Here is a 20,957-nt window from a genome sequence, read left to right as displayed (position 1 = left end):
GAGTTCCCCTTGTTCTGCGGCCCGTTCTCATGTTCGCCTGGCCCCATGACCGTACGTACGGAACGCCAAGGTCCTGTCACCACCGTCGTGTTGTCACGGCCCGATGTGCGGAACGCCGTCGACGGGCCCACCGCTCGTGCCCTAGCTGACGCCTTCCGGGACTTCGACGAAGATCCCGATGCGTCCGTCGCCGTGTTGTGGGGCGAGGGCGGCACGTTCTGTGCGGGGGCCGATCTCAAGGCGATTGCCACGCCGGACGGGAACGAGGTGACGGAGGAGGGGGACGGGCCCATGGGGCCGACCCGGATGCGGCTCTCCAAGCCCGTCATCGCCGCGATCTCCGGGCACGCCGTCGCGGGCGGGCTCGAACTCGCGCTCTGGTGCGATCTGCGCGTCGCCGACGAGGACGCGGTGCTCGGCGTGTTCTGCCGCCGCTGGGGCGTCCCGCTCATCGACGGCGGAACGGTGCGGCTGCCCCGGCTCATCGGGGAGAGCAGGGCCATGGACCTGGTGCTCACGGGCCGACCCGTGCCCGCCCCGGAGGCGCTGTCCATGGGCCTGGTCAACCGGACCGTGCCGCCCGGCACTTGCCGTGCCGAGGCCGAAGCACTCGCCGCCCAGATCGCCGCGTTCCCGCAGACCTGCATGCGGGGCGACCGGCTCTCCGTACGCGAACAGGCGGGCCTGAGCGAGGAGGAGGCGATGGCGGGCGAGCTCCGGCACGGCCTGCGGGCCCTCACCGAGGCGTCCGAGGGCGCCGCCCGTTTCGCCGCGGGGGCGGGACGGCACGGCGCGTTCACGGACGGCTGAGGGCGCGTTCAGGACCTGACCGGCTCCAGGAACTGCATGTCCAGCTGGATCTTCACCACTTCGCCGAGCAGCCCCGGGGCGAAGTCGAGGCCGAAGTCACTGCGGCGGATCTCGCCCGTGGCCTCGAACCCCGCGTGCCTGCGGTCCTGGCCCGGGAAGCCCTCCACACCGCCGAACTCCACGTCGAGCGTCACCTCCCTGGTCACATCGCCGATGGTCAGCTCGCCCTCCATGGCCCACTCCTCGCCCGCGCCATGGATCCGCGTCGAGCGGTAGGTCATCGTCGGCCGCTTCTCGACGTCAAGGAGGTCCGACGCGAGCACATGCGCGTCCCGGTCCTTGTTGCCCGTGTCGATCGAGGCCAGTGCGATGGTGGCGGTCACCGAGGAGTCCTCGGCGCGCTCGCCCACGAGCAACTCGGCCTGTACGTCGGCGAAACGGCCCCGCACCTTGGAGATCCCGAGGTGGCGGATGGAGAAGTTCACGGCGGAGTGGAAGGGCTCGATCTCCCAGGTCCCGGCGTCCAGCGGCAGCGCGGGAGCGGAGGCGGCGGAACCGGTGTCAGTCGCTTGAAGAGTCATGAGCCCACCTTGCGGCGCGGCCAGGACGCGAGGAAGGCCGGGCCGAGACTGGTAGTGACAGGGCCACGATCCGGTCCGGTGATGGCTGGTACGTTCGATCGGTGAGCGACAACGAGCTGGGCAACTTCCTGCGCACCTGCCGTGAAGCGGTCACGCCCGCCGAGGTCGGGCTGCCCACGGGACCGCGGCGGCGCACGCCGGGCCTGCGTCGCTCCGAGGTCGCCACGCTCGCCGGGGTCAGCGTCGAATACCTGGCCCGGCTCGAACAGGGCCGCGACCGCCACCCGTCGCCGCAGGTGATGGGCGCGCTCGCGGACGCCCTGCGGCTCTCCGTGGAGGAGCGTTTCCATCTGCGCCGCCTGGAGAAGGAGAAGAGCGGCGACCCCTGCTGCTCGACGGCGAGCGCGCCGGCCCGGTCGGTCCGGCCTACCGTGCGGGCGCTGATCGACCGCCTGGAGCCCACCCCGGCCGTGCTGCTCAACCGGCTCAGCGATGTTCTCGCGTACACATCGGGTTACGAACGGATCGTCGGCCCCACCGGTCTGCTGGACGGCGAGCGGCCCAACCTCATCCGGTTCCTGTTCACCGACGAGCGGGCCCGCGCCGCCTACCCCGAATGGGACCGCGTGGCCGACGAGCAGGTCGCGAGCCTCCGGTTGGACTCCATGCTCAGCGACCCCCATGCCGAGGGGTTCGCCGACGAGCTGACCGTCATCGCGGGCGCCCCGTTCGCCGACCGCATGGCGACCGTGCCGCGGCTGCCGCGGCGCAGCGGCGTCGACCGCATGACGCATCCCGAGGTCGGCGCGCTGGTTCTGTCGTACGAGACGCTGGCCCTGCCCGAGGGCGACGAACAGCGCCTGGTGGTGTATCTCCCGGCCGATGACGCCTCGTCGGCGGCGCTCGACCGCCTCAACGGCCGCCAGCCGGGCGGCCTGCGCGCGGTGAACGGCTGAGGCCTCGGGCCCGGTTCCGCCGGGCTGGGCCTCAGGCCGGTTCCGCCCGGCTGTCTGGTCTCGGGCCAGCTCCGCCCCGCTGTCCCGCCTCAGGCCAGCCCCGCCCCGCTGACCGCCCTCAGGCCAGTTCCGCCGCGTGCGGCGGCTCGGCGCCCGCGCGGGACACGGTGATTGCCGCCGCGCGTGCCGCCAGGCGCAGAACCTCGCCCCAGCCGTCCGCGCCGAGCGCGGCCAGGCCCGGCGTGGACAGCGCGTTCCGGAGGGAAAGCCCGTGCAGCAGCGCCGCGTTGACCGTGTCGCCCGCGCCGATGGTGTCCACGACGTCGACCTGCTCACCCGGCACGGACCACTCCCCGCCGTCCCGCGTGAAGACCGTAAGACCCTTGCCGCCCCGAGTGATCACCACAGCGCCGGGGCCCGACGCGAGCCACTCGCGCGGCGTGCCGCCGAGCCAACTCGCGTCGTCCTCCGACAGTTTGAGGAGTGAGACCGAGGGCAGCCAGCTCTTGAAGCGGGCCCGGTAGGCGTCCGCGTCCGGGATCAGACCGGCCCGGATGTTCGGATCGAGCGCGGTGAAGACGCCCCGCGCCGACTCCCGGCGCATCAGCTCCTCGTACGCGCTCGCGCCCGGTTCGAGGACGAGCGAGCAGGTGCCGAACGACACCGCGCGTACGCCGTCGGGCAGCCGGTCCGGGGCCGTGAAGAGCCGGTCGGCGGTGCCATCGACGTAGAAGGAGTAACCGGCGGAGCCGTCCGGGCCGATCGAGGCGACGGCGAGCGTCGTCGGTTCCGCGCCCCGCTGGACGTACGACACATCGACGTCGGCGGCCCGCAGCCCCTCCACCAGCGCGTCACCGAACGCGTCCCGCGAGATCCGCGAGCAGAAGGCGACGGGCGAGCCGAGGCGGCCGAGGGCCACCGCGGTGTTGTACGGCCCGCCGCCAAGCCGCGGGGCGAGCGGGGGCAGCGAGGGCGGCACGGCGCCGGCGGAATCCTGCGGGACGAGGTCGATCAGGGCCTCTCCGGCGACGACTATCACGGGTGGTTCCTCTCGGCTCTGCGGTCGTACGGCGCGGCAGCCGCGCACCGGCTCCCTGGCTCCCCGGCCTGCGCACAGGCTAGGGCTTCTGGGCGGACACGGGCCGATCCGGGCGGCACTCGGGCACGGTCGCACCCAACACGGGCGCGCGATCCCGCACCGGTATGGTCTGATCCGTCACCGATGCGCCTGACCTGTGGAGAGTCCATGCCCGGCACGCCGCCCCCCGCCCGTCGCACCGTGCTGCGCGCCGCCACCCTCGTGCCGGCCGCCGGGCTCGGCATCACGGCCTGCTCGTCCGGCGACGGTGGCGGCAACCGCTCCGCGCCGACCGCGCCGGTGGACCTCGGCGCGTCCGACGAGATCAAGGTGGGCGCATCGAAGCTCTACACCGACGAGAACGTCGTGGTCAGCCGCATCACGGACGACGAGTACAAGGCGTTCAGCACCATCTGCACGCACGAGCGGTGCCCCATCAACAACCTGGAGGGGCACAAGCTCACCTGCCCCTGCCACGGCAGCCAGTTCGATGCCACCAACGGCAAGGTCCTGCACGAGCCCGCCACCGTCCCGCTCTCCGAGCTGCCGGTGAAGGTGGGGAAGGGCAAGATCGTCGCGGGGCCGGGGGCGTAACGGCGCGATCAGCCGGGCGGGCGGTTCACTCCCAGTCCCACGCGATCCCCAGGAGCCCCGCCCGCACCTGCTGCTCCACGATGTGCACCGACCGATGGCTGCCGCTCAGCGTCAGCTCCTGGCGGCCACCGCGCGGCGCGGCCGCCGAATGCTGGGCGAAGCGGTGGCAGCGCAGCGGCAGGGCACCCTCGTCGAAGCGCACCTGCAGCGCGTACTGCCCGCCCGCGTAGGTGAAGCCGCGCAGATACTCGGTGGACGTGCCCGCCGTGCCGTCCTCGAAGCCGTAGCGGAACAGATGGGTGTCTCCCGCGCGCAGGCGCGCGTCGAAGAGCAGCTCGGCGACGAGCACGCCCGTCTCGTGATGCCACCGCACGCGTCCGGTGCGGCAGTTCTCCAGGGCGTGTACGCCGATGTGTTCGGGCACGCAGCCGGGATCGCCGTGGTAGATCGCGAGGTAGCGGTCCACGTCGTCCCGGTGGGAGCGCACGACGTGCTGCGAGTCGCGGCCGAGCAGCTCGCGGCGCGCGCCGATCCGCACCCGCTCGTGATGGCCGACGGTGTGCAGGCCGCCGTCGAGCGGGGACTCCAGCTCGCCGAGGAGGCGCTGCACGACGTCGGAGGCCTCGATGAGCGAGCGGTAGGAGCGGGCGGCGGGGCGTTCGAAGCCGGGCTTCGCCGAGGAATGGGCGGGCTGCGCCAGGAGCCGGATCAGTGACTCCTCGGGGAGCTGGAGGATCTCCTCCAGGGCGCGTACGGCGCGCAGCGACTCGGTGCGCTGGGGGCGCCGCGCACCCTGCTGCCAGTAACTCAGGCTCGTCACACCGACATTGACGCCGTGCCGCGCGAGATGATGACGTACCCGTTGCAGGGGGAGGCGGCGGGCGGCGATCGCGGCCCGCAACGCCACATGGAAGGGACCGGTGCGCAGCGCGGTCTCCAGGTCCGCAGCCGGCTCGTCCGCGAGCTGTGTGCCGTGCCGCATCGCAAGGCCCCTTCCGTGAACATTCACATCGGCCGCCCGGGCGTACGCGCCGGTCGGAACGGGCCACCAGGTGGACGTACGAGGGGTGTTCACATACGTACGCCGTCGTTCACCGGCCCAAGTAATCCCGCATTGAACCGTGTTGACCTGCACCGGACAACACTCGATGCTCAATCGCAGCGTCCGGACGCGCTCCTCCACCCTTCGCCCCCACTCGGGAGGAACGCGATGCGCCAGAGAAACAGCAGGTACAGCAGGTACAGCAGACGCAGACGGTTGTCCGCGCTCGCCGTCGTGGCGGCGGGCCTGATGGCCGCGCCGACGGCCACGGCTACGGCCGTCCCCGACGCGGCAGGACCCCCCGGTCCCTCCAGCCCCTCCGCCCTCGCCGCCAAGCGGCTGAACATCACGATGCAGGCCCAGGAGAAGACCAACTGGTGCTGGGCCGCCGGCGGGAACACCATCGCCGCCTTCTACGGCAGGAAGTACAGCCAGAACCAGTTCTGCAACGCCGCCTTCGGGCGCAACCAGAACACCGAGTGCCCCAACAATCAGGCCACGCTGGGCAACGTACAGAACGGCCTGGAGTGGGCGGGCATCAACTCCGGCTCCTATGTGACCGGTTGGCTGCGCTATCCGACCGTGCAGACCGAGATCAACGCGGGCCGCCCGGTGGAGACCCGCATCCAGTGGTCGGGCGGCGGCGGCCACATGCACGTCCTCTACGGGTACGACGATGCGCAGAGCTGGGTCTACTGGGGCGACCCCTGGCCCTCCAGCGACCGCTACAACTGGGCCTCGCACGACTGGTACGTGGACAACGGCACCTTCTCCTGGACCCACTCGCTGTACCGGATCGGGGCGTGAGCGCGATGAGCCGTCAGCTGCTGAGAGCCGTGCTCGCGGGCTCCGCCACCACCCTGATCCTCGGCCTCGCGGCCCCGCACGCCACCGCTGCCCCCGGGCCGTCCGAGGCCGCGCGTGACGCCGCACGCAAGGCGGCGAGCACGCCGGGGACACTCGACACACTGTCCCGCTTCTTCGCGCGGGAGGGCGCCGTCAGCAAGGCGGCGGCGGACCCGCGGGTCCAGGGTGAGGCCGTGCCCGTGTACTACCTCTCCCCGGAGTTCGTCGCGGGCGGGAAGGGCGCACCGGTCGCCCGCCTGGAGTTCCTCGCCAGCAAGGCGGTCTCGTCCGACGGGCAGGAGGCCTCCCTGTGGACCGTCGAGCGAGCCGGTTCCTGGAAGGTCGTGAACATCGCCACCGGGGACGACGAGACGCACTACGCGCGCGTGGGCGCCGACAAGCTCCCCGGGGGCACCGTTTTCCGTGAGCCGCAGATCGACGCCTGGTACGTGCAGGGGCGGGGACGGGTGCTGCCGCTGGACGCGGACGCGGTGCGTGCCGTGGGCTCCGACGGGGCCTCGGTGGGCGCCTATCAGAAGCGTGTGCACGCTGCGTACGCCGATAAATTGCCTGGTTCCGCGTACGCGAAGTCCGGCAAGGCGGGGGGCTTCGCCGAGCAGCCGTCCGCCGAGCCCTCTCCCGAGTCGTCCGGTCCCGTCACGGTGGCGTCCTCCGTGGCCGGAGCGGGAGCGCTGGCCGCCCTTGGCCTGTCCGGCGCCGCCCTGCTCCGGCGTCGCGCCCGGCAGCGGGGCTGACCCGGCCCCGGCCGCCGACCGGGACTTCCCCACCCACCCGTCCTTCAGGGCGGGTGGGCTTGCCTCACTCCAGCCCCCGGACTGTCACCCCCCGCCAGTAGGGTGTGAGGCATGGCAGACCCCTCCAGCTACCGCCCCAAGCCGGGACAGATCCCCGACTCGCCGGGGGTCTACAAGTTCCGCGACGAACACCGCCGGGTGATCTACGTGGGCAAGGCGAAAAGCCTGCGCCAGCGCCTGGCGAGCTACTTCCAGGACCTCTCCCACCTGCACCCGCGCACCGCCTCGATGGTGACGACCGCCGCGTCCGTCGAGTGGACCGTGGTCTCCACCGAGGTCGAGGCGCTGCAGCTGGAGTACAGCTGGATCAAGGAGTTCGACCCTCGCTTCAACGTCAAGTACCGCGACGACAAGAGCTATCCGTATCTCGCGGTGACGATGAACGAGGAGTTCCCGCGCGTGCAGGTGATGCGCGGCCACAAGAAGAAGGGCGTGCGCTACTTCGGGCCCTACGGCCACGCGTGGGCCATCCGCGACACCGTGGACCTCCTCCTGCGCGTCTTCCCCGTCCGCACCTGCTCGGCCGGAGTCTTCAAGAACGCCGAGCGCACGGGCCGCCCCTGCCTCCTCGGCTACATCGGCAAGTGCTCGGCGCCCTGCGTGGAGCGGGTCACCCCGGAGGAGCACCGCGAACTCGCCGAGGACTTCTGCGAGTTCATGACCGGACGCACGGGCACGTACATCCGCCGTATCGAGCGCGAGATGGCGGACGCCGCCGAGGAGATGGAGTACGAGAAGGCGGCCCGCCTCCGCGACGACATCGAGGCCCTCAAGAAGGCCATGGAGAAGAGCGCCGTCGTCCTCGCCGACGCCACGGACGCCGATCTGATCGCCCTGGCCGAGGACGAGCTCGAGGCCGCCGTCCAGATCTTCCACGTCCGCGGCGGCCGGGTGCGCGGTCAGCGCGGCTGGGTCACCGACAAGGTCGAGGCGGTCACCAGCGGTGACCTCGTCGAGCACGCCCTCCAGCAGCTCTACGGAGAGGAGAGCGGGGACTCCGTACCGAAGGAAGTCCTCGTGCCCGCGCTGCCCGACCCGATAGAGCCCGTCCAGGAGTGGCTCACCGAGCGGCGCGGCGCGAACGTCTCCCTGCGCATCCCGCAGCGCGGCGACAAGAAGGCGCTGATGGAGACCGTGGCGCGCAACGCGCAGCAGTCGCTGATGCTCCACAAGACCAAGCGCGCATCCGACCTGACCACGCGCTCCCGCGCCCTGGAGGAGATCGCCGAGGCCCTGGAGCTCGACAGCGCACCGTTGCGCATCGAGTGCTACGACATCTCGCATCTGCAGGGTGACGACGTGGTCGCCTCGATGGTCGTCTTCGAGGACGGCCTCGCCCGCAAGAGCGAGTACCGCCGCTTCCAGATCAAGGGCTTCGAGGGGCAGGACGACGTCCGCTCCATGCACGAGGTGCTCACCCGCCGCTTCAAGCGGTATCTCGCCGACAAGGAGAAGACGGGGGAGCTGGACGAGGAAGGCGTCATCGACGAGTCGAACGGCGGGGCGAACGGCCTGACCGAGGAGGACGGCCGCCCCAAGCGCTTCGCCTACCCGCCGCAGCTCGTCGTCGTGGACGGCGGTCAGCCGCAGGTCGCGGCGGCCCAGCGGGCCCTTGACGAGCTCGGCATCGACGACATCGCGGTCTGCGGCCTCGCCAAGCGTCTGGAAGAGGTCTGGGTGCCGGGCGACGACGACCCGGTGATCCTGCCGCGCACCAGCGAGGGGCTGTACCTTCTCCAGCGGGTGCGCGACGAGGCACACCGCTTCGCGATCACCTACCAGCGGGCCAAGCGGGCCAAGCGCTTCAAGGCGGGGCCGCTGGACGCCGTGCCCGGCCTGGGCGACGCGCGCAAGCAGACGCTGATCAAGCACTTCGGTTCGGTGAAGAAGCTGCGATCCGCGACAATCGAGCAGATCTGCGAGGTTCCGGGGATAGGCCGCAAGACGGCCGAGGCGATCGTGGTCGCCCTGGCCGCGGCGGCTCCCGCGCCGCCCGCCGTGAACACGGCGACCGGAGAGATCATTGAAGAAGAGGAACCCGTACACACGGGCGCCTCGAACGGTGAGACCGAGGCACCCGTGTCCGCGGGCGCCTCAGAGGAGCGACGGGGGCAGGAGACATGAACGAGCACGATGAAGGCGGCGAGCAAGTGAGTACGGGCACCACCATCGAGCCAGGTGAGGCCGCCGAGGCGGCGATCCCCGAGCTGGTGATCATCTCCGGCATGTCGGGCGCCGGACGCAGCACGGCCGCGAAGTGCCTCGAGGACCTTGGCTGGTTCGTCGTCGACAACCTGCCGCCCGCGCTGATCCCCACGATGGTGGAGCTCGGCGCCCGCTCGCAGGGCAACGTGGCACGGATCGCGGTCGTCGTCGACGTCCGCGGCCGCCGCTTCTTCGACAATCTGCGCCAGTCCCTCTCGGATCTCGAGTCCAAGCAGGTCACCCGCAGGATCGTCTTCCTGGAGTCCTCGGACGACGCCCTGGTGCGCCGCTTCGAGTCGGTGCGCCGCCCGCACCCGCTGCAGGGCGACGGCCGCATCGTCGACGGCATCGCGGCCGAGCGCGAGCTCCTGCGCGAGCTGCGCGGCGACGCCGACCTGGTGATCGACACCTCCAGCCTGAACGTGCACGAGCTGCGCGCCAAGATGGACGCCCAGTTCGCGGGCGACGAGGAGCCCGAGCTGCGGGCCACGGTCATGTCGTTCGGCTACAAGTACGGCCTGCCGGTCGACGCCGACCTGGTCGTGGACTGCCGCTTCCTGCCCAACCCGCACTGGGTCCCGGAGCTGCGCCCCTTCACTGGGCTCAACGAAGAGGTCTCCGGTTACGTCTTCAACCAGCCCGGAGCCAAGGAGTTCCTCGACCGGTACGCCGAGCTGCTCCAGCTCATCGCAGCGGGGTACCGCCGCGAGGGCAAGCGTTACGTGACGATCGCGGTCGGCTGTACGGGCGGCAAGCACCGCTCCGTCGCCATGTCGGAGAAGCTCGCGGCGCGCCTCGCTTCCGAGGGCGTAGAGACCGTCCTCGTCCATCGGGACATGGGGCGAGAGTGAAGGCTTCCCTGCGGCTGAACCGACTGGGCCGCAAGCGGGGCACCCAGCCCAAGGTGGTGGCGCTCGGCGGCGGAATGGGCCTGTCGGCCTCGCTCGCCGCGCTGCGCCGCATCACCGGCGACCTCACCGCCGTGGTCACCGTCGCCGACGACGGCGGCTCCAGCGGGCGGCTCCGCGACGAGCTGGGCGTGCTGCCGCCCGGCGACCTGCGCAAGGCGCTCGCCGCCCTGTGCGGTGACGACGACTGGGGCCAGACCTGGTCCCGCGTCATCCAGCACCGGTTCCAGTCTCAGGGCGATCTGCACGAGCACGCGGTCGGCAATCTGCTGATCGTCGCCCTGTGGGAGCAGCTCGGCGACCATGTCCAGGCGCTCGACCTGGTCGGCAAGCTGCTCGGCGCGCACGGCCGCGTACTGCCGATGTCGGCCGTTCCGCTGGAGCTCCAGGCCCTGGTCAAGGGCCATGACCCGGAGCGCCCGGACGATGTGGACACGGTGCGCGGGCAGGCCACGGTGGCGCTCACACCGGGCGAGGTGCAGTCCGTGCACGTCGTCCCGCACGACCCGCCGGCCGTCCCCGAAGCGGTCGCCGCCGTGCTCGACGCGGACTGGGTGGTGCTCGGCCCCGGCTCCTGGTTCTCCTCGGTGATCCCGCATCTGCTGGTCCCCGAACTGCTCGACGCGCTCATCGAGACGAAGGCCCGCAGGGTGCTCTCGCTGAACCTCGCGCCGCAACCCGGTGAAACCGATGGCTTCTCTCCGCAGCGTCATTTGGAGGTTTTGGCCCGACACGCCCCTAAACTCGCCCTGGACGTGGTGCTGGCCGACGACGCCGCCGTGCCCGACCGTGAGTCACTGACCGATGCCGCCAAGCGGCTCGGTGCCACGGTCGAGCTGGCGCCGGTGGCCCGGCCCGACGGGACTCCGAGGCACGATCCGGAGCTCCTGGCCACCGCGTACGACCGTATTTTTCGGATGCATGGAAGGATCGGCCCATGGCGATGACGGCAGCGGTGAAGGACGAGATCTCCCGGCTTCCCGTCACTCGGACCTGCTGCAGGAAGGCGGAGGTCTCGGCGATCCTGCGGTTCGCGGGCGGCCTTCACCTGGTGAGCGGCCGCATCGTGATCGAGGCGGAGCTGGACACGGCGATGGCCGCACGGCGGCTGAAGCGGGACATCCTGGAGATCTTCGGGCACAGCTCGGAACTGATCGTGATGGCTCCCGGCGGGCTGCGCCGCGGCTCGCGCTATGTCGTACGGGTGGTGGCGGGCGGCGACCAGCTGGCCCGCCAGACGGGTCTCGTGGACGGCCGGGGCCGCCCCATCAGGGGGCTGCCGCCGCAGGTGGTCTCGGGGGCCACGTGTGACGCGGAGGCCGCCTGGCGCGGGGCGTTCCTGGCGCACGGCTCGCTGACGGAGCCCGGCCGTTCCTCCTCGCTCGAGGTGACCTGCCCGGGCCCGGAGGCGGCGCTCGCCCTGGTCGGCGCGGCGCGCAGGCTGCAGATCGCGGCCAAGGCCCGAGAGGTGCGCGGCGTGGACCGTGTCGTCGTCCGGGACGGTGACGCGATCGGCGCGCTGCTCACCAGACTCGGCGCCCACGAGTCCGTGCTGGCCTGGGAGGAGCGGCGGATGCGCCGCGAGGTGCGCGCCACCGCCAACCGCCTGGCCAACTTCGACGACGCCAACCTGCGCCGCTCGGCCCGCGCGGCCGTCGCCGCGGGCGCCCGGGTGCAGCGCGCCCTGGAGATCCTCGGCGAGGAGGTGCCCGAGCACCTGGCGGCCGCCGGACGGCTGCGCATGGAGCACAAGCAGGCCTCCCTGGAGGAGCTGGGCGCGCTCGCCGACCCCGCGCTGACGAAGGACGCGGTCGCGGGCCGTATCCGCCGGCTGCTGGCGATGGCCGACAAGCGGGCCCAGGACCTGGGGATTCCGGGTACGGAGTCCAACCTGAGCGAGGATCTCGCCGACAGCCTCGCCGACAACATGGCGGTCTGAGCACCGCTTTCCCGGTCTGAGCACCACCTGTCACATACGTCACGTAAGCCGCCGGTGTCCCACAGGGCACCGGCGGTTTACGTATGCCCGTCTTGAACGCCCCTTGTCCCTCTTCCCGCCATATTGACATGATCATGAAGAGTCACGAGCCTGGCGTCCCGCACATATGTGCCGGACAACCGCAAGGGGGGCTCATGAGACGAAGAGCGAGATCCAGAGCGGGCTTCAGATCGGTCGTCGCCGCGGGCGCGCTGCTCGTCGGCGGACTCGTCGCCGCGCCGCACGCGCAGGCCGACCCGAAGGCTCCGGCCGCCGACGATCCGGCGGCCGTGAAGGTCTACGAAGCGGACGTCACCAAGAAGCAGATCACCGTCCTGGTGAAGGCGGGCCAGGACGCCCTTGAACTCGCGGGCCAGGCGCCCGAACGCGGCACCGCCCGCGTCCAGGTCTATCTGACCGAGGCGCAGGCCAAGGGCGTGGAGCGCGAGGGCATCGAACTCACCGAGCACAAGGTCTCGGCGAGCACGGAGAAGAAGCTCAAGGCCGCGGGGGACGGCGTCTTCCGGCCGTACAGCGGAAAGGGCGGCCTGAAGGAGGAGATCGTCAAGACCGGGCAGGCCCATCCCGGCCTCACCAAGGTCGTCTCCATCGGCAAGACACTGGGGGGCCAGGACATCCTCGCGCTCAAGCTCTCCAAGGGCGCGAGCAAGTCGAAGGACGGCTCCAAGCCCGCCACGCTCTACCTCTCCAACCAGCACGCGCGCGAGTGGATCACCCCCGAGATGAACCGCCGCCTGCTGCACCACTACCTCGACAACTACGGCAAGGACCAGCGCATCACCAAGCTGGTGGACTCCACCGAGCTGTGGTTCGTGCTCTCGGCCAACCCCGACGGCTACGACTTCACCCACGCCGCCGACGGCAACCGCCAGTGGCGCAAGAACCTCCGCGACATCGACGGCGACGGCAAGATCGCGGCGGGCGACGGCGTCGACCTCAACCGCAACTTCGCCTACAAGTGGGGCTACGACAACGAGGGTTCGTCCCCGGAGCCCTCCTCGGAGACGTACCGCGGCACGGGGCCCATGTCCGAGCCCGAGACCAAGGCGCTCGACCGCTTCCAGAAGCGCATCGGCTTCGAGTACGGCATCAACTACCACTCGGCGGCCGAACTGATCCTCTACGGAGTGGGCTGGCAGGTCGCGACGCCCACCCCGGACGACGTGCTCTACAAGGCCCTCGCCGGCACCCCGGAGAAGCCCGCGATCCCTGGCTACCACCCGCAGGTCGCCTCCGAGCTCTACACCACCAACGGCGAGGCGGACGGCCACGCGGGCAACATCAACGGCATCTCGATGTTCACGCCGGAGATGTCCACCTGCCAGACCGTCTCCGCGCTCGACCCGAACGACCCCTGGAAGCCCGAGGACTGCGCCTCGGTCTTCACCTTCCCGGACGACGAGAAGCTGATCCAGCAGGAGTTCGCGAAGAACATCCCCTTCGCGCTCGCCGTCGCCGAGACGGCCGCCCACCCCGACCAGCCGGTCTCCGTCGCCGGCATCGACGCCCCCGACTTCACCCCGGACGCCTTCACGACGTCGTACGCGCGCGGAGCCGGCCAGGAGGTCGCCGTCACCGCCCGCAAGTCGGTGCGCGACAAGGAGATCGACTACCGCGTCAACGGCGGCCGTACGCAGAATGAGAGCCTCGAGGCCTGGAAGGGCGGCGAGACGTACGGCGGCGATGACAACCTGCACTTCGACCAGTACCGCGCGGACGTGGAGCACGCGCGCGTGGGCGACAAGGTGGAGGTGTGGTTCACCGGGCGCACCAAGAAGGGCCGTACGGAGAGCGAGCACTTCACGTACACCGTCGCCGAACGCCCCAAGGCGAAGACGCTCGTCGTCGCCGAGGAGGGTGCCACCGCGACACAGGCCCAGAAGTACGTCGACGCCCTCAAGGGCAACGGGCGTTCGGCCGCGGTCTGGGACGTCGCCGAGAAGGGCGCCCCGCATCCGCTCGGCGTCCTGTCGCACTTCTCGACGGTCGTGCACTACACCGGCGACCCGGTCCCCGGCGCGCCCACCCAACTCGCCCTGCGCGCCTACCTCAACGAGGGCGGCAAGCTGATCGAGTCCGGCGAGCGCACGGGCGGCAACGTGGACCTCGGTGACGCGCTCACCGACGACTTCGCGCAGTACTACCTCGGCGCGTACGAGCGTCTCTCCGCGCCCGGCGCCACGAGCTTCGCCGGCAGCGGCGCGCTCGACGGAGTGAAGACCCCGCTCGCCGCCGCCGGCACCAACCCCCTCGACAGGGCGGGCCGTTACACCGTCACGTCCGACAACCTGCCCGCCGACGACTTCCCGCAGTTCAAGAGCGCGGCCGCCGGAAGCTACCCCGGGCTCAGCAATCCGTACGCACCCTTCGAGGGCCAGGGCATGGCATCGGCGACCCACGCCGACCAGGACTGGAAGCGGCTGACCCGCACCATCGACCTGACCGGGGTCTCGGCCGCGGAGAAGCCCGAGCTGCGGTTCGCGCTCAACTGGAACCTGGAGCCCGGCTACGACCACGGCATCCTGGAGGCGCACACTCCGGGCGCCGACGACTGGACCACGCTGCCGGACAAGAACGGGGGTTCCAAGACGGAGGTGCCCGCGGAGTGCGGGGCCGGGTTCTTCATCAACGGCCACCCGTTCCTGCGCCATTACCTGACGCAAACGGCCACCGGCTGCGCGGCCACCGGCAGCAGCGGCGCCTGGAACAGCTTCACCGGCGCCGCAGGCGCCTTCAAGCCCGTCGCCTTCGACCTCAGCGCCTATGCGGGCAAGAAGGTCGAGGTGTCGCTCAGCTCCGTCACCGACCCCTCCAGCGGAGGCCGCGGCCTCTTCGCCGACAACGCGCAGATCGTCGTCGGCGGCAACGTCACGGAGACCGAAGGATTCGAGTCCGGGCTCGGCGTCTGGGCCGTCTCGCCGGCCCCGGCCGGGAGCCCCAATATCACAGGCGACTGGGCGCGCACCGGGGAGCTCTACAAGCCCTACGCGGCCGTCACAGCGCGTGACAGCGTGCTCCTCGGCTTCGGGTTCGAGCATGTGCCCGGAAGCCCAGAGCGCACCGCTCTAATGGGCGCCTCCCTGGCACATCTGAGCCGCTGACGCTCCGTGACGAAAGGGCGGCCCGTACCCCTACTGGCTGGTACGGGCCAACCTGCCGCACAGGTCCCTCTCGATGTCACTTCGGGGCCATCAGAGAGGTAGGGTCGGAGGCGGTCGGGGACATCCCATACATCTCGCCGGCGTCTGAAACCGGCGTACCAACGAGGAGATCGGTTCGTGACGATCCGCGTAGGCATCAACGGCTTCGGCCGCATCGGGCGCAACTACTTCCGGGCGCTGCTCGAGCAGGGTGCGGACATTGAGATCGTGGCTGTCAACGACCTGGGTGACACCGCGACGACGGCGCACCTCCTGAAGTACGACACCATCCTGGGCCGTCTCAAGGCCGAGGTGTCGCACACCGAGGACACCATCACGGTCGACGGTCACACCATCAAGGTCCTTTCCGAGCGCAACCCCGCGGACATTCCCTGGGGCCAGCTGGGCGTCGACATCGTGATCGAGTCCACCGGCATCTTCACCAAGAAGGCCGACGCCGCGAAGCACATCGCCGGCGGCGCCAAGAAGGTCCTCATCTCGGCTCCGGCCAAGGACGAGGACATCACGATCGTGATGGGCGTCAACCAGGACAAGTACGACCCCACGCAGCACAACATCATTTCGAACGCGTCCTGCACCACCAACTGTGTGGCGCCGATGGCGAAGGTTCTCGACGAGAACTTCGGCATCGTCAAGGGCCTGATGACCACGGTCCACGCGTACACCAACGACCAGCGCATCCTGGACTTCCCGCACTCGGACCTGCGTCGCGCCCGCGCCGCCGCCGAGAACATCATCCCGACCACGACCGGTGCCGCCAAGGCCACCGCTCTGGTCCTGCCGCAGCTCAAGGGCAAGCTCGACGGCATCGCGATGCGCGTCCCGGTCCCGACCGGTTCGGCCACCGACCTCGTCGTGGAGCTGCAGCGCGATGTGACCAAGGACGAGGTCAACGCCGCGTTCAAGAAGGCCGCCGACGACGGTGACCTGAAGGGCGTCCTCTACTACACGGAGGACCCGATCGTGTCCTCGGACATCGTCGGCGACCCGGCGTCCTGCACCTTCGACTCGTCCCTGACCATGGTCCAGGACGGCAAGTCGGTGAAGATCCTCGGCTGGTACGACAACGAGTGGGGCTACTCGAACCGCCTCGTCGACCTCACGGTCTTCGTCGGCGGTCAGCTCTGATCAGCGGAGCAGGCACCTCGATGTGAGCACAGGGTCCGGACCGCGCGATACTGCGTGGTCCGGGCCTTGTTGCACGTCAGCCCTCTTTAAGGAGTCCTGGAGTCCAGCCATGAAGACGATCGACGAACTTCTCGCCGAAGGGGTCGAAGGCAAGCGGGTCTTCGTCCGCGCCGACCTCAATGTGCCGCTCGCCGACGGCACCATCACCGACGACGGCCGCATCCGCGCCGTCCTGCCGACCGTCAAGGCGCTCGCGGACGCGGGCGCCAAGGTGGTCGTCGCCTCGCACCTGGGCCGCCCCAAGGGCGCCCCGGACCCGGCGTTCTCACTCCTTCCCGCCGCCGAGCGGCTCGGTGAACTCCTGGGCGCGCCCGTCGCGTTCGCGCAGGACACCGTGGGCCCCGCCGCGCACGAAGCGGTGGACGGCCTGCAGCCCGGCCAGGTCGCGGTCATCGAGAACCTCCGCTTCAACGCCGGTGAGACCAGCAAGGACGACACCGAGCGCGGCGAGTTCGCCGACCGGCTCGCCGCCCTGGCCGATGTCTACGTAGGCGACGGTTTCGGTGCCGTGCACCGCAAGCACGCCTCCGTGTACGACCTTCCGGCGCGCCTGCCGCGCTACGCGGGCTACCTGATCGCCACCGAGGTCGGCGTCCTCAAGAAGCTCACCGAGGACGTGAAGCGCCCGTACACCGTCATCCTCGGCGGCGCCAAGGTCTCCGACAAGCTCGCCGTCATCGACGAGCTGCTCGGCAAGGCCGACCGCCTGCTGATCGGCGGCGGCATGGCCTACACCTTCCTCAAGGCCAAGGGGTACGAGGTCGGCATCTCCCTCCTCCAGGAGGACCAGATCCCGGTCGTCACGGAGTACATGGAGCGCGCCGAGAAGAACGGCGTCGAGCTCGTTCTCCCGGTCGACGTCCTGGTCGCCACGGACTTCCCGGACCTGAAGACGAAGGCCCCGGCCGACTTCAAGACCGTCGATGCGGACCGGATCCCCGCGGACATGGAAGGCCTGGACATCGGCCCCAAGTCCCGCGAGCTCTTCGCCACGAAGATCGCGGACGCCGAGACCGTCTTCTGGAACGGACCGGTCGGCGTCGCCGAGCACCCCGACTACGCCGGGGGCACGTCGGCCGTCGCACGAGCCCTGCTCAACTGCGACGGCTTCACCGTGGTCGGGGGCGGCGACTCCGCCGCGGCCGTCCGCAACCTAGGCTTCGACGAGAACGCATTCGGCCACATTTCCACCGGCGGCGGAGCCTCCCTCGAATACCTCGAGGGCAAGACGCTCCCCGGACTCGCGGCACTGGAGAACTGACACCTGATGACTACGCGTACCCCGCTGATGGCGGGCAACTGGAAGATGAACCTCAACCACCTCGAGGCCATCGCCCACGTCCAGAAGCTCGCCTTCGCCCTGGCCGACAAGGACTACGAGGCCGTCGAGGTCGCCGTCCTGCCGCCCTTCACCGATCTGCGCTCCGTGCAGACCCTGGTCGACGGCGACAAGCTCAAGATCAAGTACGGCGCCCAGGACATCTCGGCGCACGACTCCGGCGCGTACACCGGTGAGATCTCGGGCCCGATGCTCTCCAAGCTGAAGTGCACGTTCGTGGCCGTGGGCCACTCCGAGCGCCGCCAGTACCACGACGAGACCGACGAGATCTGCAACGGAAAGGTGAAGGCCGCCTACAAGCACGGCCTGACCCCGATCCTCTGCGTCGGCGAGGGCCTGGACATCCGCAAGGCGGGCCAGCAGGTCCAGTACACGCTGAACCAGCTCGACGGCGCCCTCAAGGACATCCCGGCCGAGCAGGCCGAGTCCATCGTGATCGCGTACGAGCCGGTCTGGGCGATCGGCACGGGCGAGGTCGCGACCCCCGAGGACGCCCAGGAGGTCTGCGGTGCCATCCGCGGCCGCCTCGCCGAGCTGTACTCGCAGGAGCTGGCCGACAAGGTCCGCATCCAGTACGGCGGCTCCGTGAAGTCCGGCAACGTGGCCGCGATCATGGCGCAGCCCGATGTCGACGGCGCCCTGGTGGGCGGTGCCGCGCTGGACACGGACGAGTTCGTCAAGATCGTCCGCTTCAGCGACCAGTGAGTATGCGGTAGCGGCGTTACGACGTACCCTTGCGGGGGTCGGAGGCTCTGGTTTCTAGCTTGAGGCTACGAAAAGGAGCTCCGGCCCCCGTCGTCGATTCTGATCCGAGGAAGTTGGTCCAGCCGTGGTTATGGGGTTCTCGATCGCCCTGATCGTCTTCAGCCTGCTGATGATGCTGCTGGTGCTGATGCACAAGGGCAAGGGCGGCGGCCTCTCCGACATGTTCGGTGGCGGCATGCAGTCGTCCGTCGGCGGCTCGTCGGTCGCCGAGCGCAATCTCGACCGCATCACCGTCGTGGTCGGTCTTCTCTGGTTCGCGTGCATTGTCGTGCTCGGCCTGCTGATGAAGGTGAACAACTGACCGCGAAAAGCGGCCTGATTTCCACCTTGCGAAAGCTTCGCTGAAAGCCCCATGTACGGTGCGTGCTCACCAGCGCGGATTATCATGGGGCTTGCGTCTCGGGGAGGGGTGTAACTCCAAACACTGGACGCGCGTTGGGCCTTACGTAGACTGAGGCGCCCGCAGCAGCACCATCACGCAGGGAGTTACGACCGTGGCAAGTGGCAACGCGATCCGAGGAAGTCGGGTCGGGGCGGGGCCGATGGGCGAAGCTGAGCGCGGTGAGTCCGCGCCGCGACTGCGCATCTCCTTCTGGTGCTCCAACGGACACGAGACGGTGCCCAGCTTCGCCAGCGACGCGCAGGTTCCCGATACTTGGGACTGCCCCCGCTGCGGCTTCCCGGCAGGTCAGGACCGGGACAACCCGCCGGACCCGCCGCGCACCGAGCCGTACAAGACGCACCTGGCGTACGTCCGCGAGCGGCGCAGCGACGCGGACGGCGAGGCGATTCTCGCGGAGGCACTCGCCAAACTGCGGGGCGAGATCTAGGACTTGCGACGGGCCGGACACCTGCGGGTGTTCGGCCGCTGCGCTTTTCACGTGACGTTTACCGTCACGTGTGCGGACAGACAGCTGCAGACATCTCATACCGGGCCCTGATCAATTAGGTTGGAACGTGCAGCGGGGCAAGGTACGTACATAGGTACGAGAGAAGGCTGAAGTCCGAGATGAACGCAGAAAGCCGCGCCAGGCTCAACCAGACGCCCGAGTGGGCGGCGCTCAGCAAGCACCGTGAGCAGCTGGGGGAGGTGCGACTGCGCGAGCTGTTCGCGCAGGATCCGGCGCGCGGTACGGGATACACGCTCCAGGTCGGCGATCTGTACGTCGACTACTCCAAGCACCTCGTCACCGACGAGACGCTGACGTTGCTGCGTGAGCTGGCCGCCGCGACGGACGTCTTCGGGCTGCGGGACGCCATGTTCCGCGGCGAGAAGATCAACACCACCGAGGACCGCGCGGTCCTGCACACCGCGCTGCGCGCCCCGCGCGACGCGGTGATCGACGTCGACGGCGAGAACGTGGTGCCGGGTGTGCACGCCGTCCTCGACAAGATGGCCGCCTTCGCCGGCAAGGTCCGCTCCGGCGAGTGGACCGGGCACACCGGCAAGCGCATCAAGAACATCGTGAACGTCGGCATCGGCGGTTCGGACCTCGGTCCCGCCATGGCCTACGAGGCCCTGCGCTCCTTCACCGACCGCGACCTCACCGTGCGCTTCGTGTCGAACGTCGACGGCGCCGACCTGCACGAGGCCGTGCGGGACCTGGACCCGGCCGAGACGCTGTTCGTCATCGCCTCGAAGACCTTCACCACCATCGAGACGATCACGAACGCCACCTCCGCGCGCGACTGGCTCCTGACCGGCCTGCGCGCCGACCAGAGCGCGGTAGCCAAGCACTTCGTGGCCCTTTCGACGAACGCCGAGAAGGTCTCCGACTTCGGCATCGACACGGCCAACATGTTCGAGTTCTGGGACTGGGTCGGCGGCCGCTACTCGTTCGACTCGGCGATCGGCCTCTCGCTGATGATCGCCATTGGCCCGGACGCCTTCCGCGAGATGCTGGACGGCTTCCACCTCGTCGACGAGCACTTCCGCACCGCGCCCGCAGAGTCCAACGTGCCGCTCCTTCTTGGCCTGTTGGGTATTTGGTACGGCAATTTCCATGACGCCCAGGCGCACGCGGTCCTGCCGTACTCGCACTACCTCTCCAAGTTCACCGCCTACCTCCAGCAGCTGGACATGGAGTCCAACGGCAAGTCCGTGGGCCGTGACGGCGAGCAGGTCGACTGGGAGACAGGTCCGGTCGTCTGGGGCACGCCGGGCACCAATGGGCAGCACGCGTACTACCAACTCATCCACCAGGGCACGAAGTTGATCCCCGCGGACTTCATCGGCTTCGCCGAGCCCGTCGGTGATCTGCTGTCGGGTCTGGTCGCCCAGCACGACCTCCTGATGGCCAACTTCTTCGCGCAGACGCAGGCGTTGGCCTTCGGCAAGACGCCGGACGAGGTGCGCGGCGAGGGTGTGCCGGAGGAGCTCGTCCCGCACAAGACGTTCCGGGGCAATCACCCGACGACGACGATCCTCGCCAAGGAACTGACACCGTCGGTTCTCGGCCAACTCATCGCGCTCTATGAGCACAAGGTGTTCGTGCAGGGCGCCGTGTGGAACATCGACTCCTTCGACCAGTGGGGCGTCGAGCTCGGCAAGGTCCTCGCCAAGCGCATCGAGCCCGCGCTGACCGAGGGTGCCGAGGTGCCGGGCCTGGACGGGTCGACGACCGCGCTGGTCGCCAAGTACCGGGATCTGCGCGGGCGTTGAGCCTGAGG

19 protein-coding genes are annotated in these 20,957 nt (G+C 69.8%); 16 read left to right on the top strand and 3 right to left on the bottom strand.

Going from position 1 to position 20,957, the window contains the following annotated elements:
• Positions 1 to 45 precede the first annotated feature (45 nt).
• Positions 46 to 810, top strand: a complete 765-nt coding sequence (locus E2651_RS03455; RefSeq protein WP_135329456.1) for a crotonase/enoyl-CoA hydratase family protein — start codon at positions 46 to 48, stop codon at positions 808 to 810.
• Positions 811 to 818: 8 nt separating this feature from the next.
• On the opposite strand, the gene E2651_RS03450 is transcribed toward E2651_RS03455, so the two are convergent.
• Positions 819 to 1,391, bottom strand: a complete 573-nt coding sequence (locus tag E2651_RS03450) for a YceI family protein (protein WP_135329455.1) — start codon at positions 1,389 to 1,391, stop codon at positions 819 to 821.
• 101 nt (positions 1,392 to 1,492) lie between these two features.
• Between E2651_RS03450 and E2651_RS03445 the strand changes: the two genes are divergently transcribed.
• Positions 1,493 to 2,347 (top strand): helix-turn-helix transcriptional regulator, encoded by an 855-nt coding sequence (locus E2651_RS03445; RefSeq protein ID WP_135329454.1) that lies wholly within the window; start codon positions 1,493 to 1,495, stop codon positions 2,345 to 2,347.
• Between the two features lie 118 nt (positions 2,348 to 2,465).
• On the opposite strand, the gene E2651_RS03440 is transcribed toward E2651_RS03445, so the two are convergent.
• The gene (locus tag E2651_RS03440; protein WP_135329453.1) at positions 2,466 to 3,386 is read right to left on the bottom strand and encodes a carbohydrate kinase; all 921 of its coding nucleotides are present in this window, start codon (positions 3,384 to 3,386) and stop codon (positions 2,466 to 2,468) included.
• Positions 3,387 to 3,593: 207 nt separating this feature from the next.
• On the opposite strand from E2651_RS03440, the gene E2651_RS03435 reads away from it, so the two are divergent.
• On the top strand, positions 3,594 to 4,019 hold the full coding sequence (locus E2651_RS03435) for a Rieske (2Fe-2S) protein (protein ID WP_135329452.1): 426 nt from the start codon (positions 3,594 to 3,596) through the stop codon (positions 4,017 to 4,019).
• Positions 4,020 to 4,044: 25 nt separating this feature from the next.
• Here the strand turns inward: E2651_RS03435 and E2651_RS03430 are convergent, their stop codons facing one another.
• Positions 4,045 to 5,001: a hypothetical protein gene (locus tag E2651_RS03430; protein ID WP_135329451.1), complete on the bottom strand. Its 957-nt coding sequence runs from the start codon at positions 4,999 to 5,001 to the stop codon at positions 4,045 to 4,047.
• 228 nt (positions 5,002 to 5,229) lie between these two features.
• Between E2651_RS03430 and E2651_RS03425 the strand changes: the two genes are divergently transcribed.
• The 13 genes from E2651_RS03425 to pgi all read left to right on the top strand — a co-directional run bounded on the left by E2651_RS03425 (position 5,230) and on the right by pgi (position 20,949).
• Positions 5,230 to 5,868: a papain-like cysteine protease family protein gene (locus E2651_RS03425; RefSeq protein ID WP_135329450.1), complete on the top strand. Its 639-nt coding sequence runs from the start codon at positions 5,230 to 5,232 to the stop codon at positions 5,866 to 5,868.
• 5 nt (positions 5,869 to 5,873) lie between these two features.
• On the top strand, positions 5,874 to 6,662 hold the full coding sequence (locus tag E2651_RS03420) for a hypothetical protein (RefSeq protein WP_135329468.1): 789 nt from the start codon (positions 5,874 to 5,876) through the stop codon (positions 6,660 to 6,662).
• Between the two features lie 111 nt (positions 6,663 to 6,773).
• A complete protein-coding gene (uvrC, locus tag E2651_RS03415; RefSeq protein WP_135329449.1) occupies positions 6,774 to 8,846 on the top strand; it encodes an excinuclease ABC subunit UvrC in 2,073 nt (690 codons plus the stop codon).
• A complete protein-coding gene (gene rapZ / locus E2651_RS03410; protein ID WP_135329448.1) occupies positions 8,843 to 9,778 on the top strand; it encodes an RNase adapter RapZ in 936 nt (311 codons plus the stop codon). Before uvrC ends, rapZ begins: the two co-directional genes overlap by 4 nt.
• A complete protein-coding gene (gene yvcK / locus E2651_RS03405; RefSeq protein ID WP_245238539.1) occupies positions 9,775 to 10,782 on the top strand; it encodes a uridine diphosphate-N-acetylglucosamine-binding protein YvcK in 1,008 nt (335 codons plus the stop codon). The genes rapZ and yvcK overlap by 4 nt, the downstream gene beginning before the upstream one ends.
• Positions 10,773 to 11,774, top strand: a complete 1,002-nt coding sequence (whiA, locus tag E2651_RS03400) for a DNA-binding protein WhiA (RefSeq protein WP_135329447.1) — start codon at positions 10,773 to 10,775, stop codon at positions 11,772 to 11,774. The genes yvcK and whiA overlap by 10 nt, the downstream gene beginning before the upstream one ends.
• 194 nt (positions 11,775 to 11,968) lie before the next feature.
• On the top strand, positions 11,969 to 14,935 hold the full coding sequence (locus tag E2651_RS03395) for a M14 family metallopeptidase (protein ID WP_135329446.1): 2,967 nt from the start codon (positions 11,969 to 11,971) through the stop codon (positions 14,933 to 14,935).
• A 177-nt stretch (positions 14,936 to 15,112) separates the two neighbouring features.
• A complete protein-coding gene (gap, locus tag E2651_RS03390; protein WP_135329445.1) occupies positions 15,113 to 16,123 on the top strand; it encodes a type I glyceraldehyde-3-phosphate dehydrogenase in 1,011 nt (336 codons plus the stop codon).
• Between the two features lie 109 nt (positions 16,124 to 16,232).
• Positions 16,233 to 17,444 carry a phosphoglycerate kinase gene (locus E2651_RS03385; RefSeq protein ID WP_135329444.1) on the top strand — a complete coding sequence of 404 codons (1,212 nt, stop codon included), beginning with the start codon at positions 16,233 to 16,235 and terminating at the stop codon, positions 17,442 to 17,444.
• 6 nt (positions 17,445 to 17,450) lie between these two features.
• On the top strand, positions 17,451 to 18,227 hold the full coding sequence (gene tpiA, locus E2651_RS03380) for a triose-phosphate isomerase (RefSeq protein ID WP_135329443.1): 777 nt from the start codon (positions 17,451 to 17,453) through the stop codon (positions 18,225 to 18,227).
• A gap of 130 nt (positions 18,228 to 18,357) precedes the next feature.
• Positions 18,358 to 18,588, top strand: a complete 231-nt coding sequence (secG, locus tag E2651_RS03375) for a preprotein translocase subunit SecG (protein WP_135329442.1) — start codon at positions 18,358 to 18,360, stop codon at positions 18,586 to 18,588.
• A gap of 193 nt (positions 18,589 to 18,781) precedes the next feature.
• A complete protein-coding gene (locus E2651_RS03370; RefSeq protein ID WP_078077905.1) occupies positions 18,782 to 19,117 on the top strand; it encodes an RNA polymerase-binding protein RbpA in 336 nt (111 codons plus the stop codon).
• Positions 19,118 to 19,296: 179 nt separating this feature from the next.
• Entirely contained in the window at positions 19,297 to 20,949 is a 1,653-nt protein-coding gene (gene pgi / locus E2651_RS03365; protein WP_135329441.1) for a glucose-6-phosphate isomerase, read from the top strand.
• Positions 20,950 to 20,957 lie beyond the last annotated feature (8 nt).

The sequence above is a fragment of the Streptomyces sp. MZ04 genome (assembly GCF_004684775.1).
Lineage (GTDB): Bacteria > Actinomycetota > Actinomycetes > Streptomycetales > Streptomycetaceae > Streptomyces.
Note: the sequence above shows the minus strand (reverse complement) of the source record. Positions and strands in the feature narration are given on the sequence as shown.